The organism is uncultured Microbacterium sp. (assembly GCF_937927635.1).
In the GTDB taxonomy this organism is placed as follows: Bacteria; Actinomycetota; Actinomycetes; order Actinomycetales; family Microbacteriaceae; genus Microbacterium.
In genome coordinates, this window is record NZ_CALBRW010000019.1 from 1 (window position 1) to 14,553 (window position 14,553).

19 protein-coding genes are annotated in these 14,553 nt (G+C 69.5%); 8 read left to right on the forward strand and 11 right to left on the reverse strand.

Translation table 11 applies throughout. The features are described from left to right. The 5 genes from Q0568_RS10215 to Q0568_RS10235 form a co-directional block, all read left to right on the forward strand. On the forward strand, positions 1 to 408 hold a 408-nt coding region (locus Q0568_RS10215; RefSeq protein ID WP_298866049.1), incomplete at its 5' end, for a winged helix-turn-helix domain-containing protein. A gap of 281 nt (positions 409 to 689) precedes the next feature. Beyond that, positions 690 to 1,637 (forward strand): DNA-3-methyladenine glycosylase 2 family protein, encoded by a 948-nt coding sequence (locus tag Q0568_RS10220; RefSeq protein WP_366941394.1) that lies wholly within the window; start codon positions 690 to 692, stop codon positions 1,635 to 1,637. A 41-nt stretch (positions 1,638 to 1,678) separates the two neighbouring features. After that, positions 1,679 to 2,095 carry a VOC family protein gene (locus tag Q0568_RS10225; RefSeq protein WP_298866051.1) on the forward strand — a complete coding sequence of 139 codons (417 nt, stop codon included), beginning with the start codon at positions 1,679 to 1,681 and terminating at the stop codon, positions 2,093 to 2,095. Between the two features lie 81 nt (positions 2,096 to 2,176). Then, on the forward strand, positions 2,177 to 2,590 hold the full coding sequence (locus Q0568_RS10230; RefSeq protein ID WP_298866054.1) for a VOC family protein: 414 nt from the start codon (positions 2,177 to 2,179) through the stop codon (positions 2,588 to 2,590). A gap of 156 nt (positions 2,591 to 2,746) precedes the next feature. Then, on the forward strand, positions 2,747 to 3,079 hold the full coding sequence (locus tag Q0568_RS10235; RefSeq protein ID WP_298866056.1) for a hypothetical protein: 333 nt from the start codon (positions 2,747 to 2,749) through the stop codon (positions 3,077 to 3,079). Positions 3,080 to 3,082: 3 nt separating this feature from the next. Here Q0568_RS10235 and Q0568_RS10240 read toward each other — a convergent pair whose 3' ends face one another. Continuing rightward, complete coding sequence (locus Q0568_RS10240) at positions 3,083 to 3,304, reverse strand: hypothetical protein (protein WP_298866058.1); 222 nt, start codon at positions 3,302 to 3,304, stop codon at positions 3,083 to 3,085. 32 nt (positions 3,305 to 3,336) lie between these two features. Here Q0568_RS10240 and Q0568_RS10245 point away from each other — a divergent pair, with 32 nt between their 5' ends. Beyond that, positions 3,337 to 3,498: a hypothetical protein gene (locus Q0568_RS10245; protein ID WP_298866060.1), complete on the forward strand. Its 162-nt coding sequence runs from the start codon at positions 3,337 to 3,339 to the stop codon at positions 3,496 to 3,498. Positions 3,499 to 3,663: 165 nt separating this feature from the next. Here the strand turns inward: Q0568_RS10245 and Q0568_RS10250 are convergent, their stop codons facing one another. From Q0568_RS10250 to thrC, 4 genes are all read right to left on the reverse strand, one after another. Further along, positions 3,664 to 5,106, reverse strand: coding sequence for an MFS transporter (locus Q0568_RS10250; RefSeq protein ID WP_298866062.1), 1,443 nt, complete (start codon positions 5,104 to 5,106; stop codon positions 3,664 to 3,666). Between the two features lie 39 nt (positions 5,107 to 5,145). Further along, positions 5,146 to 6,495 (reverse strand): M20/M25/M40 family metallo-hydrolase, encoded by a 1,350-nt coding sequence (locus Q0568_RS10255; protein ID WP_298866065.1) that lies wholly within the window; start codon positions 6,493 to 6,495, stop codon positions 5,146 to 5,148. After that, the gene (locus Q0568_RS10260; protein WP_298866067.1) at positions 6,492 to 6,929 is read right to left on the reverse strand and encodes a hypothetical protein; all 438 of its coding nucleotides are present in this window, start codon (positions 6,927 to 6,929) and stop codon (positions 6,492 to 6,494) included. Before Q0568_RS10260 ends, Q0568_RS10255 begins: the two co-directional genes overlap by 4 nt. Positions 6,930 to 7,021: 92 nt before the next feature. Continuing rightward, positions 7,022 to 8,440, reverse strand: coding sequence for a threonine synthase (thrC, locus tag Q0568_RS10265; RefSeq protein ID WP_298866141.1), 1,419 nt, complete (start codon positions 8,438 to 8,440; stop codon positions 7,022 to 7,024). Between the two features lie 191 nt (positions 8,441 to 8,631). Here thrC and Q0568_RS10270 point away from each other — a divergent pair, with 191 nt between their 5' ends. Together Q0568_RS10270 and Q0568_RS10275 are read left to right on the forward strand one after the other, a co-directional pair. Next, complete coding sequence (locus Q0568_RS10270) at positions 8,632 to 9,090, forward strand: carboxymuconolactone decarboxylase family protein (RefSeq protein WP_298866069.1); 459 nt, start codon at positions 8,632 to 8,634, stop codon at positions 9,088 to 9,090. Between the two features lie 48 nt (positions 9,091 to 9,138). Beyond that, positions 9,139 to 10,023: a sigma-70 family RNA polymerase sigma factor gene (locus Q0568_RS10275; protein ID WP_298866071.1), complete on the forward strand. Its 885-nt coding sequence runs from the start codon at positions 9,139 to 9,141 to the stop codon at positions 10,021 to 10,023. Between the two features lie 32 nt (positions 10,024 to 10,055). Here Q0568_RS10275 and Q0568_RS10280 read toward each other — a convergent pair whose 3' ends face one another. The 6 genes from Q0568_RS10280 to Q0568_RS10305 form a co-directional block, all read right to left on the reverse strand. Next, a complete protein-coding gene (locus Q0568_RS10280) occupies positions 10,056 to 10,550 on the reverse strand; it encodes a methylated-DNA--[protein]-cysteine S-methyltransferase (protein ID WP_298866073.1) in 495 nt (164 codons plus the stop codon). Positions 10,551 to 10,675: 125 nt separating this feature from the next. After that, a complete protein-coding gene (locus tag Q0568_RS10285; protein ID WP_298866075.1) occupies positions 10,676 to 11,425 on the reverse strand; it encodes a pyrimidine reductase family protein in 750 nt (249 codons plus the stop codon). 12 nt (positions 11,426 to 11,437) lie between these two features. Then, positions 11,438 to 12,361 (reverse strand): dihydropteroate synthase, encoded by a 924-nt coding sequence (folP, locus tag Q0568_RS10290; protein WP_298866077.1) that lies wholly within the window; start codon positions 12,359 to 12,361, stop codon positions 11,438 to 11,440. Continuing rightward, a complete protein-coding gene (locus Q0568_RS10295) occupies positions 12,358 to 13,497 on the reverse strand; it encodes an FAD-dependent oxidoreductase (protein WP_298866079.1) in 1,140 nt (379 codons plus the stop codon). The genes folP and Q0568_RS10295 overlap by 4 nt, the downstream gene beginning before the upstream one ends. Positions 13,498 to 13,537: 40 nt before the next feature. After that, positions 13,538 to 14,191 carry a GTP cyclohydrolase I FolE gene (folE, locus tag Q0568_RS10300; protein WP_298866081.1) on the reverse strand — a complete coding sequence of 218 codons (654 nt, stop codon included), beginning with the start codon at positions 14,189 to 14,191 and terminating at the stop codon, positions 13,538 to 13,540. A gap of 81 nt (positions 14,192 to 14,272) precedes the next feature. Then, entirely contained in the window at positions 14,273 to 14,551 is a 279-nt protein-coding gene (locus tag Q0568_RS10305) for a hypothetical protein (protein WP_298866082.1), read from the reverse strand. Between the last annotated feature and the right edge of the window lie 2 nt (positions 14,552 to 14,553).

Here is a 14,553-nt window from a genome sequence, read left to right on the forward strand (position 1 = left end):
CTCGCCCTGCACGAGCCCGGCGCCATCGCCCGCGCGCACGCCGCCGTCGAGGAGGAGAAGGACGAGGATGCCGGCGTCGTCGTCGACATCTCCCGCAAGCGCGTGCTGCTGGACGGCGAGTCCGCCGCCTTCACCTACAAGGAGTTCGAGCTGCTGCAGTACCTGGTGCTGCGCGAGGGCCGCACCATCGAGCGCAGCGAGCTGGTCTCGGCGCTGTGGCAGGCATCCTCCGAGGAGGACGCCCCCGGCGAGCGCACCATCGACGTGCACGTGCGCCGCCTGCGCGCCAAGCTCGGCCGCCACGAGGACATCGTGCGCACCGTGCGCGGCGTCGGCTACCGCTTCGACCGCCACGCCGACGTCACCATCCGCTACGGCCACGGCACCCCCTCGCCCGACCGCTTCTGACCTTCGGATCGGCACTTCCGCCGCCCTCGGTGCAGCTTTTCAGCATCCCGGTCCCGCGCAGCAGTTCTCCGCATCCCAGTCCCGCGCAGCAGTTCTCCGCATCCCAGTCCCGCGCTGCAGTTCTCCGCATCCCAGTCCCGCGCTGCAGTTCTCGACCGGCGCTGCGCAGATATGCGTCGCTGTGAACGAGAACAGCAGCGCGAGCACCGGGAACCGTCGAGAACAGCAGCGCGAGCCACGGTGCGCGAGGGGATGTCAGAAGGCCCGCGTAGGGTTTCGGTATGACCATGACGGATGCCGCAGAGCCCGCCGCCGCGGTGGCTCGCGAGTCCGTATACCGGCCCGAGCATCCGCTGGACCTCGTGGCGACCGTGGGGATGCTGCGCCGCGGTGGAACCGACCCGACGATGGTCGCCGATCGCGGCCGGCTCTGGATGGCGTTCCGAACGGATGCCGGCATCGCGACCCTCTGCCTGCGGCAGGCCTCCGATGGCGTGCATGCCGCGGCGTGGGGCCCTGGCGCCGGCGAGGCCCTCGACCAGGTGCCGGCGCTGTGCGGCGTGGATGACGACCTCTCCGGGTTCGATGTCTCGTCACATCCAGGGCTGGCGGAGATCGCGCGGCGCCATCCCGGCATCCGCATGGCCCGCACCGGGCGCGTGCTGGATGCGCTGATGTGCGCGATCCTCGAGCAGAAGGTCACCGGCATGCAGGCTTTCGGCGCCTGGCGGCATCTCGTCTCCCGCTTCGGGCAGCGGGCACCGGGGCCGACACCGCGGCCGATGTTCGCCGCTCCCCCGGCCGACGTCTGGCGCACGATTCCGTCCTGGGTCCTGCATCGCGCGGGTGTCCAGCCGCCGCAGGCACGCACCATCATCCGCTCGGCGGCGCGGGGCGCCAGCATCCACCGCGCCGTGCTCACCGCTTCCGACGGGAATGCTCGTGACCGCATCCTGACGAGCCTGCCGGGGATCGGACCGTGGACGTCGGCCGAGACCCGCATCCGCGCCCTGGGAGATGCGGATGCCGTCAGCGTCGGAGACTTCCATCTCGCGCACGAGGTGGGGTACGCGCTCACCGGCAGCCGCACCGACGACGTCGGCATGCTGGCGCTGCTGGAGCCGTGGGCCGGGCACCGTCAGCGCATCATCCGGCTGATCTTCGCCGAGGGCATCCCGGAGCCGCGTCGCGGGCCGCGGCTGGCGCCGGAGGATCACCGGAACCGCTGATCCGAATCGCCGATCCGCCGGCCGTGCGGCAGGATGGGCGGATGGCTCTTCTGGACCACCTCGGCATCTCCGTCCTGGACCTCGAGCAGGGCAGGCGACAGTTCCACCCGGTGCTCACCGCGCTCGGCTACACGCTCGGCATCGAGGCGCCCCACGGCATCTCGTGGGACAACGGCGACGAGACCGAGATCATCATCTTCCCCATCCGCGACGATGCGGATGCGTCTCCGCACCGGCACGGCGAAGCGGGCTGGCAGCATCTGGCGTTCAGCGTCGGCTCCCGCGAGGAGGTCGACCGGCTGCATCGCGTGGCGATGGATTCCGGATGGACGGCGGCGCGCGACCCCAAGCTCTACCCGCGGTTCAGCGCCCGCTACTACGCGTCATTCGTGGAGGATTCCAGCGGCATCCGGCTGGAGTTCGTGCACAACCCGCCGAGAGAATCCTCCGACTCCTGAGAATCTCTTGCCGATGTCGGTGGCCGGACGCAGACTGTACCGAGTCGGGAGAAACCCGGCATCCGATCGGAAGGCGAACCGATGGCGACTCTGACCCCCTATCTCTCGTTCCGCGACAACGCGCGCGAGGCGATGACGTTCTACCAGTCGGTGCTCGGCGGCACCCTCGACCTCGTCGAATTCTCGATGTTCCCCGACATGCCGCAGGATCCTGCCGACGCCGGCAAGATCATGCACTCCTGGCTCTCGACCGACGACGGCATGGTGCTCGCCGGCTCCGACACCCCGACCGGCATGGAGTACCAGGCGCCGCAGGGCGTCTCCGTCTCGATCAGCACCGATGACGCCGACCGCGCCCAGGAGATCTGGGACGGGCTGGCATCGGGCGGCACCCCGATGATGCCGTTCGAGGACGCATCCTGGGGCGACCGCTTCGGGATGCTGGTCGACCGCTTCGGCGTGAGCTGGATGATCTCCGCGAACCGCCCGCAGTAACCGGCGACGGATGCCTGTGCCGGATATCGGCAGCATCCGGCACACTACTCTCCACAATCGGCGCCTTCGAGGGAGTTATCCACAATCCCTGGGCATCAGGGCATGTGGTGTCCGCACACGGGGGCATCCTCGATGCAACGGTGCGACGATGAGGAGATGCTGTTCATGAACGAGGCGCAGACGTGGGCGATGATCGGATCGTTCGTCACGCTCATGGGCGGCATGCTCACGATCGTCTCGACGCTGTTCCTGCGCGTCGTCCGCGCCGAGATCGGCGGTCTGCGTGGCGAGATGCGAGGTGAGATCGGCGGCCTGCGCGGCGAGATGAACGCGCGGTTCGAGGCGATGAATGCCAGATTCGACGCCGTCGATGTCAGATTCGACGCCGTCGACAGACGCATCGACGGGATCGACAAGCGCATCGACGGAATCGACCGAGACGTGCGCGCCCTGGTGAAGAACACCTTTGGTCTGGACCGGGATCAGTAGCAGTCAAGCGAGTCCGCGCGCGAGCTCGAGGATCCCCTCCGGGTAGAACGGCAACTTTCCTTCGCCGAGTTCATCCAGTCGCCACCATCCCGCGGTCGAACGGCTGTCGATGTTCTTACGGCGCTCATCCAACGGCATCCGTTCGAGCTCCTCACTGCGTATCGCGAACACGTGCACGATCTCGTGCCCTCGACGGCCGTCGAGGGCGAACATGTTGTCGGTCACGGCCAGCAGCCGGACCCACGATCGCGGAACGGATGCAGGTCTCAGGGGATGTGCGTGCGCACGGCCGTCATGAAGCCGGCGGTCTGTTCGCCACCGCCGAGGGCCTCGGCCTCAAGGTCAGCAGTGCTGCACTCTCCCCCACCGATGCCCTGGCAGCGCGCGACGCGCAGCTGAGCCTCAACGGCATCGGCTGATTCCGCACAGCCATTCCGTCGAGAGCACGGGACCTCGTCGAGTGCACGGGAACTTCACCAGAACAAGCCGTGCGCTCGGCAGCATCCGGTGCACTCGCCGACACAGTGCGCGCCAGTAACAGCGGATGCCGGTGCCCAGACCCGCGGTGCCCAGACCCGCGGTGCTCAGACCCTGGTGTCGGTGAACGCCTGCTTGGGCACGAAGACCAGCAGCACGGCGGCGATCAGCGCGGTCACGCCGCACACGATCCACACGGTCATGTAGCCGGAGAACGATCCGGCCGTGCCTGAGGCGCCACCGGCGACCACACCGTTGAGCAGCGCGATGCCGAACACGCACGACGCGATCGCACCTCCCACGGTCTTGACCGAGTTGGTCAGGCCCGTCGCCACGCTGGTCTGCGTGGAGGGGGCTGCGGATGCCGCGGCCGCCGGCAAAGCGGCCACCAGCGCCCCCGATCCGAGGCCGACGATGACCATATTGACGATCACCTGCAGGTACGTGCCATGCAGCGGCAGGAACAGCAGGAACCCGATGCCGACCAGCACGGAGGCGCCGATCAGGGTCACCCGCGGCGTCAGCAGGCGTGCCACGACGGGGAACAGCAGTGCACCGGTGATCATGGCGATCAGGTAGATGCCGATGATCAGCGAGGTGGCGAAGCCCGTGGTGCCCAGGCCGTAGCCGTACACACCCGGATCCGTGCGGGCGAAGGTCGACAGCGGCGCCTGCGCGCCCAGCACGCTCACACCGAACAGGCCCGCGGTGAGGAAGACCGGCCCCAGCGCCGGCGAGCGGAACATGCGCACGTCGATCACCGGGTCGTCATGGCGCAGCTCCCAGCGCACGAACGGGATCACCAGCAGGATGCCGATCACCACCATGCCCCACGACCAGAAGCTCGTCACGCCTCCCGGCAGACGCAGCAGGCTGAGCCCGCCGGTGAACGCGATCAGCGCCAGGGAGATGAGCACGATGCCGGTGGTGTCCAGGCGCCCGCCGGTCAGTTCAGGCGATTCCTCGACCCCGAACAGCACCACGAAGAAGCACACGACGATCAGCACCGCCGGCACCAGCAGTACGATCCACAGCGGCAGCATGTCGATGAGCGCACCGCCGGCCAGCGCACCGAGGATGGCGCCGGTCTCCAGCGCCGCCACCAGCATCCCCGCGGCGCGCGCGGTGATGACCGACCGCCCCTCCATCGCGCGCGAGCGCGACCAGATCAGCGCGATCTCCAGCGGCAGCCACACGACGTAGAAGCCCATCAGCGCCCAGCCGACCAGGAACACCACGAAGGATGCCGTGAACGGCAGCACGAACGCGGCGGCCGCGGTCAGCGCCGTCGAGATCAACAGCATCCGCTTGTGCCCGACCATGTCGCCGAGCTTGGCGAACGCCGGCACGACCAGCGCCGAGAGCATGAGCTGCGAACCCTCCAGCCAGTTCACGTCGGCGTCGTGGATGCCCAGGTGCCGGGCGATGTCGCTGAGCATGGGAGTGTAGTAGCCCTGCAGCACGCCGCTGGTGAACTCGACGAACGCGAGGAAGCCGACCACGCCGGCGAGCGCGCCGAGGGTCACGCGGGTGGGTACGGTGCGCGTCATCGCGCCTCTCCTTCAGGGCCGGTCGGGTACCGGGTGAGTTCACCCTAGTCGCTCGATGAGCGCGCGGTGGAACCGCTCCCCCCGTGCCAGCGCGTCGATCTCGACGTATTCGTCCACGCCGTGGATGGCCGCGCGCTGCGCGGCGGTCATCTCCAGCGGTGCGAAGCGGTACACGGCCGGTGAGAAGCGGTGGAAGTGCCGCGAGTCGGTCGCGGCCATCATCACGTACGGCGTGGCCGGGATGCCGGGATGCGAGACGCTCAGCGCCTGTTCGAGCAGTTCCCACTGAGCCCCGCCCGTCGGGGATTCCGGCGAAGGTCCCGAACCGTCGACGACCTCGATGGCCACCAGCGGATCGTGGATGCGGTCGCGCACGCGCAGTACAGTGCCGTCGACGTTCTCACCCAGCGCCAGGCGCAGGTTGATCGTGGCGGACGCCTGCGACGGGATGACGTTGGCGGCCGTGCCGCCGGACTGCATGGTGGCGGCGACCGTGGTGCGGACCAGCGCGGCGGGCTCGCCGCCGAGCCGGGAGAACACGGCGGCGGTGATCGCCGGCATCCGGCTGAGGAGCTTCAGTCCGAACCCGGCAAGGCCGGGCGTGCGGGAGGCGAACTGCGCCAGCATCCGGCTGACGGCTTTCGGCGTGCGAGCGCGGAACGTCGACGGGTCGAGCCGGTTCACGGCGCGGGCGATGCGGCGCACGGCGGTGAGCGTCGGCGGCGTGGACGCGTGGCCACCATCACCCCGTGCCGACAGTCGCAGCGTGACGATGCCCTTCTCGCCCACGCCGATCATCGCGGCTCCGCCCGGCACGAACGGCAGCGGCGAGTCGACCACGGCGCCGCCCTCGTCGACCACCAGCCACGGGGTGATGCCGCGATCGCGGAAGGCGTTCGAGATGGCCAGCGCCGCGGTGCCGAAGCTCTCCTCGTTGCCGCCGAACGACAGGTACACGTCGCGCTCGGGAGTGAAGCCTGCAGCAAGCAGGTTCTCCACGGCCTCGATCACGACGATCAGCGGGCCCTTGTCGTCCAGCGCACCACGGCCGTAGACGCGCCCGTCTGCGATGCGCCCCTCGAAGGGCGGGTACGTCCACGGGTCGGACTCGTCCACCGGCACGACGTCGTAGTGCGCCATCAGCACGACCGGATCGGATGCCGCATCCCTGCCCTTCCAATGGAACAGCAGCCCGTAATCGGTGTGCTTCTCCAGCGACAGGTGCTCGTGCACGAGCGGGTACAGCTCGGCCAGCAGCGCCTCGAACGCGGCGAACGGCTCATGCCCGCGCTGCTCCAGCTCGGCCGAGACCGTCGGCAGCTGGATCATCCGGGACAGTCGGTCGGCGATGCCGGGGCGAACACGACCGTCGGGCTGCTGGGTGCTCATCCGCTCAGCCTATTCGGCGCGCACGCGCCGTCGGCGCCGTTACGAATCGGGGGCCGACACGCCACCTGTCGGACGGATTCGCGGGAAACGTCCGCCATCTGGCGCGTCGGCCCCCGAAGTGCAACAGGTGGATGCCGTGCGGAAGCGCGAAAGAATGGCAGCGTGAGCCTGTTCGCCTTCGCACCCTCGCGCGGTCCGCGCTGGCAGATCGGCGTGCAGGCGGGGCTCAGCATCGCGGTCCCGATCGCCGTGATGACGCTGGTCGGCCAGCCCGCACTCGGGTACACCGCGGCATCCGGTGCTTTCACGGTGCTGTTCGCGTCGTCGTCGCCCGTGGCCGAGCGCGCCCGCGTGCTGCCGCTGATCGGCGTCGGGCTGATCGTCAGCGCCGCGCTCGGCGTCGCCGCCTCCCACAGCCCAGTGCTCACCGACATCGGACTCGTCCTGGTCGCCATCGTCAGTTCGCGCCGCGCGGGTCAGGCAGGGCGCGCCGCGCGGGTCAAGCAGGGCACGGGCCCTGTGCGGATCAGTGCAGGGCGTGCTCGGCCACGAAGGCGCGCAGCGCCTGCTCGTCGTCGGCCATCTCGGTCACGTGCTGCGGGGCGTCCAGCATCCGCTGCAGTTCGGGCGAATACTCCAGGTCCACGCCGATGGCCTCGGTGATGGTCTCGGCGAACTTCTGCGGCTTGGCGGTCTCGAGCACCAGCATCGGCACGTCCTGCTCGACGTACTGCCGTGCGACGGTCACGCCGTCGGCGGTGTGCGGGTCGATGATCTCGCCGGACTCCTCGTTCACGGAGCGGATCGTGGCCAGCCGGTCGGCGTGCGTGGAGGTGCCGCTGACGATGCCGAACTCGGCCTCGAACCGCGGCTGCTCGGCGGAGAAGTCGAAGAACCCGTCGCGGTCCAGCGCGGCCCAGGCATCCACGACGTCAGATGCGGAGTGCCCGACGAGCGCGTGGATGAAGCGCTCCAGGTTGGACGCCTTGGAGATGTCCATCGACGGGCTCGAGGTGGCGAAGGTGTTCGCGGCCGAGCGCGGCCGGTAGATGCCGGTGCGGAAGAACTCGTCCAGCACGTTGTTCTCGTTGGCGGCCAGCACCAGGCGGCGGATCGGCAGGCCCATGCTCCTGGCGAAGAAGCCGGAGAGGATGTTGCCGAAGTTGCCGGATGGCACGGCGAACGACACCTCGAAGCCCTCCCGATGCTCCGGCTCCACGGCATCCGTCACCCGCAGCCAGGCCCAGAAGTAATACACGACCTGGGCGGCGATGCGCCCGAGGTTGATGGAGTTCACGGCTCCCAGATGCTGCGCGTGCTTGAAGTCCAGGTCGCCGGAGAGGCGCTTGACCAGGTTCTGGCAGTCGTCGAACACGCCCTCGACGGCGATGTTGTGCACGTTGGCGTCGTCGAGCGAGTACATCTGCGCGCGCTGGAACGTGCTCATCCGGCCCTGTGGCGACAGCATGAACACCGACACGCGATCCTTGCCGCGCAGCGCATGCTCGGCGGCGGAGCCGGTGTCGCCCGAGGTGGCGCCGACGATGTTGAGCACCTGGTCCTTGCGCTCCAGCACGTAGGAGAGCACCTGACCCAGGAACTGCATGGCCATGTCCTTGAAAGCCAGCGTCGGCCCCTCGGAGAGCCCCACCAGCGTGATGCCGCCGCCGATCGAGCGCAGCGGCACGACCTCGTCGGGGAAGTCGGCATACGCGTTCACCGTCATCCGGGCCAGGTCCTCGCGCGGGATGTCGGTGGCGAACAGCCCCAGCACCTCGGCTGCCAGTTGCGGGTAGGTCAGCGCGCGCCAGCGCTCCAGCGTCTCGGCGTCGACCTGCGGCATCTCCTCGGGCACGGCCAGACCGCCGTCGGGGGCGAGCCCCTCGAGCAGGGTCTCGCTGAACGGCTGCGGCGTCATGCCGCCGCGGGTGGAGACGTACCGCATATCGCTGCTGGACAAGAGTGCTCCTCGGTCGCTCGGGGTCTTCCATTGTCGCAGGGTCGGCCCGCCGCCCGGGCCGGATGACGGACGGATGCTGAAGACGGGCCCGCACCGGATGCCGATGTCACACCTGTGCGGGATGATCCGACAGTACTGATGAAGGCGTCGAACGGATGCCCGGAGGAAGGAACATCATGACCAGGATCGACATGGCACGCACCAACAAGCTCGGCTACGCCGCGGTGCTCGGGATGGAGGCGTACTCCAGCAAGGCCGTGGACAAGCGACTGTACGAGCTCATCAAGCTGCGCGCATCGATCCTCAACGGGTGCGGGTTCTGCGTGGACATGCACTCCACCGACGGCGCCAAGCACGGCATCCCGCAGCGCGTGCTGCACGCGGTGGGCGCCTGGCAGCATGCCAAGAACCTGTTCGAGCCGAAGGAGCTGGCCGCCCTCGCCCTGACCGACGCGGTCACCAAGCTGGGCCCCGACACCGTCACCGACGAGATCTGGAACAAGGCCGCCGAGTACTTCGACGAGGGCGAGCTGGGCGGCATCATCATGGCCATCGCCACCATCAACGTGTGGAACCGCATCGCCATCGCCACCGAGATGGAGCCGCCGCTGGATGACAAGCACCCCATCGCCTGACGCCGCTCAGGCAGGGCCGGGCCCCGGCATCCGAGGTAGCGTGAAGACATGACCCCACCCACTCCTGCCACCCTCGCGTGGGAGGCGGAGCGGGGTCGGCTGGTCGGCATCGCCTACCGGATGCTGGGCGACTTCGGCCACGCCGAGGATGTCGTCTCGGAGGTGGCCATCGACGCCCTTCGGGCTGAGAGGGCGGATGCCGAGCTCGTCCGCTCGTGGCCGGCCTGGCTCACCACGACCTGCGTGCGCCGGTCCATCGACCGGGTGCGCTCGCTGTCGGGCATCCGGGAGGACTACACCGGGCACTGGCTGCCCGAGCCGGTCGCCACCTCGCGCCTGCCGGAGGATGCCGTGGCCGACCGCGAGATGCTCTCGCTGGCTCTGCTGCACCTGGCCGAGCAGCTCACGCCCGAGGCCCGTGCTGCGGTCGTGCTGCATCGGGCGTACGGCATGCCCGCCACCGAGATCGGCGAGATCCTGGAGAAGTCGCCGGCCGCGGTGCGGCAGCTGATATCGCGCGGCGAGCGGCGGCTGCGGCTGGACGCGGATGCCGCGCATCCACGCACCGTCGACCCGCAGGCGCTGTCTGCACTGGTCGCGGCCGTGCAGACCGGGGATCTGGATGCCCTGCTGACGCTGCTGACCGACGACGCCATCCTGTGGACCGATGGCGGAGGCGTCGTCTCGGCCACCCGCAACCCGATCTTCGGCGCCGAGAAGGTGCACCGGTTCTACGCCGGCGTGCTGGGCAAGGCGAAGGCGTACGGCAGCACGGTCTCCATCGCGCCGCTGGACGTCAACGGCGAGCCGGGCTTCGCGCTCACGCACTCGGGCCGCACCGATGTGCTGGCCCTCGAGCTCGACGAGGACGGCCGGATCCGCGGCATCCGCCAGGTGTGCAACCCGCACAAGCTCACGCGGGCCTTCGGCTGAGCCGGGCGAGTCCTGAGCCCGCCGTCTCGGCTTCAGAACAGCGCTGCGGGCAGGGTGCCCTCGTGTTCGAGCAGCCAGCGCTTGGTCAGCAGTCCCTCGCCCTCGCGTCCGCCGGAGTAGCCGCCGAGGCCGTCGCCGGCCACCACGCGATGGCACGGCACGATGATCGGGATGGGATTGGCGCCCATGATGGAGCCGATGCCGCGGGCCGGCACCGTGGTGCCGCTGCGCGCGGCCAGTTCGCCGTAGGTGACGGTCTCGCCGTGTCCGACGGTGTCGTACAGCGTCATGAGCACGGCGCGGGTGGCCTCGGTCTGGCGGCCCAGGTCGAAGGGCACGTCGAAGGCCGTCAGCCGCCCGGCGAAGTACGCCTCCAACTGCGCCAGCGCCTCGCGCACGAGGTCGTCGGGCTCGCCGGCATCCGCTTCCTCAGCGTCCTTCATCCAGAACACGCGCGTGATGGCGGTGCCGTCGCTCTCCACTCCGACGGCTCGCACCGGCGTCTGGAGACTGCCGCGGAAAGTCATGCTCCGAGGCTACTCGGGGATCTTCTGCTCGCGGAGTTCTCGAACCCGATTCTCGCGGGACCCGAATGGCGGGCTCCTCCGCCATGAGGCAGCAATATGGGCCCCGCGAAACTCCCGGACACCCCTTACAGCAGGTAGTGCAGCAGCAGCTCGTCGCCGGCGCGCAGCACCGATGCCAGGTGCGCGGCGGTCGGAGTGAACGGGCCGCGGGTGATCCGCCCGGCCGACCCGGAGTCCACAGCCGGGGCGAGGGTCAGGTGCAGGGCATCCACGGCCCCGGCGGCCAGCAGCGCACCGAACAGCGACGGTCCGCCCTCGGAGTGGATCCTGCGCAGGCCGCGAGCGGCCAGATCCGCGCGCACCAGCGCGAAGTCCACGGCGTTCTCCCCCGCGGAGACCACGTCGGCGACAGCTTCCAGCGCCTCACGTCTGTCAGCAGGAGCGGATGCCGTCGTCGTCGTGTACACGATCGGGCGCACCGGCGCGTCCGTGAACAGCTCCGATGCGGGATCGAGCGCCAGCCTCCGGCTGACCGTCGCCAGCACGGGGTGCGCCGGCATCCCGGCATCCACCCGCCACGCGGCCGACGCGTCGTCGAGGCGAAAGCCGCCGTAGCCCTCGTCGCGCAGAGTTCCTGCGCCCACCAGCACCACGTCGGCCTCGCGCCGCAGCAGCTCGAACATCCGCCGGTCGGCGGCGTCGCCGAGCGACCCCGACCGCCCCTCGCGCGTGGCCGCCCCGTCGGCACTGGCGATGAAGTTCACGCGCAGCCAGGTGCCCGAATCGGGGAACGCCGTCTGCGCCAGCAGCGCCTCATCATCCAGAGCGGATGCCGGATTCGGCCAGATCCGGTCGATCACACCGTCGTCAACCATGCCTCCAGCCTGTCAGACGTTGTGCGTGGGGTGCGTGTTGTGCTCGAGCCTGACCGGCTGCCGCCAGCCCTGGATGGCCTCGATCATGCGCACGGCGTCGACGGTCTGGGGGATGTCGTGCATGCGCACGATCCGCGCCCCGCTGAGGATGCACGCGGTCATGGCGGCCAGCGATCCGGACAGGCGCTCGCCCTGCGGACGGTCGATGGACTCGCCGATGAAGTCCTTGTTGGACACGGCCACCAGCAGCGGCGCGTCGATCGTGGCGATCTCGGCCAGCCGCCGGGTGATCTCCAGCGTGTGCAGCGTGTTCTTGTCGAGGTCGTGACCGGGATCGATGATCAGCCGCTCGTGCGGCACGCCGGCGGCCTCGGCACGCGCCATCCGCTCCACCAGGAACGCCCGCACCTCGCCGACCACGTCGTCGAAGTGCGCGGCGGGCTTCTCGGCCCGCGGCGGACCCACGCTGTGCGTGATGACGATGTGCGCCTGGCTCTTCGCGATGACATCCGCCATGCGGGGGTCGCCCAGGCCGCTGGTGTCGTTGATCACGGCGGCACCCGCCTCGATGGCGGCCTCCGCCACCTCGGCGTTGTTGGTGTCGACCGAGATGACCAGCTCGGGGCGGGCGGCCGTGATGGCCGCCACCACGGGCACCACGCGGTCGATCTCCTCCGCGGTGGTGACCACGGGGCCGCGCCCGAACGGCACGCCCCCGATGTCCACCCAGTCGGCGCCCTGGTCGCCCGCACGCAGCGCGCTCTCCACCGCGCGATCCAGCGCGAACGTGGCGCCCTTGTCGTAGAACGAGTCGGGTGTGCGGTTGATGACCGCCATCACCGCGACCTGGCGTGAGAAGTCGAAGTCACGGATGCCGATGCGGCGCAGCATCCGATCGCCGGTCTTACCGGCATCCGTTCCTTCGGCCGATGTCATCGAGACGTGCCGATGCTGTCGCGGACAGCGTCGGACGCGTCCCAGTCGTTCGTGTGCATGGCCGCGCGGACGGTGCCGTCCTTGACCCAGTAGGCGCGGAACGCGCCGCCGTTCGCGACGTCGGTGTTGCCCTCGATGTCGACGCGGTCGTAGCCGTCGGGGCCGACGCTGCCGAAGTACTCCATGCCCAGGTCGTACTGGTCGGTGAAGAAGTACGGCAGGTGCGAGTACTGCTCACTGGCTCCGGCGAGGTTGTGCGCGGCGACCTTGCCCTGCTCGATTGCAGTGTCCCAGTGCTCCACGCGGATGCGACGGCCCAGCACGGGGTGCTGCTGCAGGGCGATGTCGCCGATGGCGTAGATGTCGGGGTCGGAGGTGCGCAGGGTCTCGTCGACCAGCACGCCGCGGTCCACGTCCAGGCCCGCCTGCTCGGCCAGCTCGATGTTGGGGATGGCGCCGATGCCGACCACGACGAGGTCGGCCTCGGCCATGGCCTCCTCCGTGACCGGGGTGCCCAGACGCAGGTCCACGCCGTGGGCGCGGTGCAGGTCGGCGAACAGCGTCGCGACCTCCGGGCCCAGGACGGCCACCAGCGGCAGGTCGGCGACCTCGTAGACGGTCACCGCGGCATCCTTCTGACGAGCAGCGGAGGCGACCTCCAGGCCGATCCAGCCGGCGCCGACGATGACGACCTTGGCGCCGGGCTTGAGCGCCTCGACGAGCCGCGCGTTGTCCTCGATGGTGCGCAGGTAGACGGGGTCCGAGACCTTGTCGGCGACGGGGAAGTGCCGGGGCGACGCCCCGGTGGCCAGCAGCAGCTTGTCGTAGGAGTGCTCGGTGCTCTCGCCGCCGGCGACGGGCTCGGCGCGCAGGGTGTGCGCGGCCGGGTCGATGGAGACGACCTTCACGCCGCGCTCCAGCTGCACGTTGTTCTCGGTGTACCAGGCGGCGTCGTGCACCTGCGCCTCTTCGACCTGCTTGCTGCCCAGCAGCACCTCCTTGGAGAGCGGCGGACGCTCGTAGGGAAGGTGGTCCTCCGCGGAGTAGATGACGACGTCCCCGTCGTACCCCTTCTCACGAAGCTCCGTTGCTGCTGTGGCGGCTGCGAGTCCTCCGCCGACGATCGCGATGGTCATCTTGTGTCCTTCCTTCGGTGCTCTGTTGTGCGTCTGGGGCTCAGCGCGTGCGATCCGCGGCGAGCGAGAGGAACTCGGCGCGCGAGCGCTGGTCGTCGCGCAGGATGCCGCGCAGCGCCGACGTCGAGGTCTTGGACCCGGTGGCGCGCGCGCCGCGCAGGGTCATGCAGGTGTGCGTGGCCTCGATGACCACGCCGATGCCGCGGGGCTGCAGGCGTGCGGCCAGCGCGTCGGCGATCTGCACGGTCAGGCGCTCCTGGGTCTGCGGGCGACGGGCGTAGTAGTCCACCATGCGCGGCAGCTTCGACAGCCCCACGACCCGGTCCGCAGGCAGGTAGGCCACGTGCGCGACGCCGGTGAACGGCAGCAGGTGGTGCTCGCACAGCGAGTGCACGGGGATGTCCCGCACCAGGACCAGCTCGTCGTAGCCCTCGGTGTTGGCGAAGGTGGTGAAGTCGAACGGCTCCGGCGACATCAGCTCGGCATAGGCCTCGGCGAAGCGGCGAGGCGTGCGGGCCATGTCAGGCGCGGCGGGGTCGTCGGGATCGATGCCCAGCGCCTTCAGGAACATCCGGCCGGCCTGCTCGGCGGCGGCCAGGTCGACGACTCGGGGAATCGCCTCGATGCGCGTCCGCTGGGGCGCGTCATCGCGCACCTCCAGTGCGCTGCCGTCGTGAATCGCTGTCATCGTCATGGCCACCCTCCGTGCCTCTGTACTTCTATAAGACACCGAACAGCTTCTAAATGCAAGTCTTATATTTTTTAGAAGGACGACTCACGCATCTGCCACGAGTTCGAGGCGCCTCTCGATGTGCGCGAGATCGGCGCGGATGCGGGCGATGGATGCCGGGGAGAACCTGCGCACCTGCAGCGACAGGATGACCTCGGCATCGATGGGGCTGATGTCCAGCTCCGCGCACAGCGCCCGATTCAGCGCCGCGTCATCGCCCTCGGTCGTGGCGCACACCTCGAGGATCCTCGGCGCCTGCTCCGCCGCCATCAGCGTGATGCCGAGCAGCCACCGTCGGCCCTGCAGGTTCTGCTTCTCGCTCATGA

What these genes read in the sequence shown, in the direction of transcription:
- Q0568_RS10220 (WP_366941394.1), top strand. Translation starts at nt 690, where the DNA reads ATGACCATGACGGATGCCGCAGAGCCCGCCGCCGCGGTGGCTCGCGAG.
- Q0568_RS10225 (WP_298866051.1), top strand. Translation starts at nt 1,679, where the DNA reads ATGGCTCTTCTGGACCACCTCGGCATCTCCGTCCTGGACCTCGAGCAG.
- Q0568_RS10230 (WP_298866054.1), top strand. Translation starts at nt 2,177, where the DNA reads ATGGCGACTCTGACCCCCTATCTCTCGTTCCGCGACAACGCGCGCGAG.
- Q0568_RS10235 (WP_298866056.1), top strand. Translation starts at nt 2,747, where the DNA reads ATGCTGTTCATGAACGAGGCGCAGACGTGGGCGATGATCGGATCGTTC.
- Q0568_RS10245 (WP_298866060.1), top strand. Translation starts at nt 3,337, where the DNA reads ATGCAGGTCTCAGGGGATGTGCGTGCGCACGGCCGTCATGAAGCCGGC.
- Q0568_RS10250 (WP_298866062.1), bottom strand. Translation starts at nt 5,106, where the DNA reads ATGACGCGCACCGTACCCACCCGCGTGACCCTCGGCGCGCTCGCCGGC.
- Q0568_RS10255 (WP_298866065.1), bottom strand. Translation starts at nt 6,495, where the DNA reads ATGAGCACCCAGCAGCCCGACGGTCGTGTTCGCCCCGGCATCGCCGAC.
- Q0568_RS10260 (WP_298866067.1), bottom strand. Translation starts at nt 6,929, where the DNA reads ATGTCGGTGAGCACTGGGCTGTGGGAGGCGGCGACGCCGAGCGCGGCG.
- thrC (WP_298866141.1), bottom strand. Translation starts at nt 8,440, where the DNA reads ATGCGGTACGTCTCCACCCGCGGCGGCATGACGCCGCAGCCGTTCAGC.
- Q0568_RS10270 (WP_298866069.1), top strand. Translation starts at nt 8,632, where the DNA reads ATGACCAGGATCGACATGGCACGCACCAACAAGCTCGGCTACGCCGCG.
- Q0568_RS10275 (WP_298866071.1), top strand. Translation starts at nt 9,139, where the DNA reads ATGACCCCACCCACTCCTGCCACCCTCGCGTGGGAGGCGGAGCGGGGT.
- Q0568_RS10280 (WP_298866073.1), bottom strand. Translation starts at nt 10,550, where the DNA reads ATGACTTTCCGCGGCAGTCTCCAGACGCCGGTGCGAGCCGTCGGAGTG.
- Q0568_RS10285 (WP_298866075.1), bottom strand. Translation starts at nt 11,425, where the DNA reads ATGGTTGACGACGGTGTGATCGACCGGATCTGGCCGAATCCGGCATCC.
- folP (WP_298866077.1), bottom strand. Translation starts at nt 12,361, where the DNA reads ATGACATCGGCCGAAGGAACGGATGCCGGTAAGACCGGCGATCGGATG.
- Q0568_RS10295 (WP_298866079.1), bottom strand. Translation starts at nt 13,497, where the DNA reads ATGACCATCGCGATCGTCGGCGGAGGACTCGCAGCCGCCACAGCAGCA.
- folE (WP_298866081.1), bottom strand. Translation starts at nt 14,191, where the DNA reads ATGACGATGACAGCGATTCACGACGGCAGCGCACTGGAGGTGCGCGAT.
- Q0568_RS10305 (WP_298866082.1), bottom strand. Translation starts at nt 14,551, where the DNA reads ATGAGCGAGAAGCAGAACCTGCAGGGCCGACGGTGGCTGCTCGGCATC.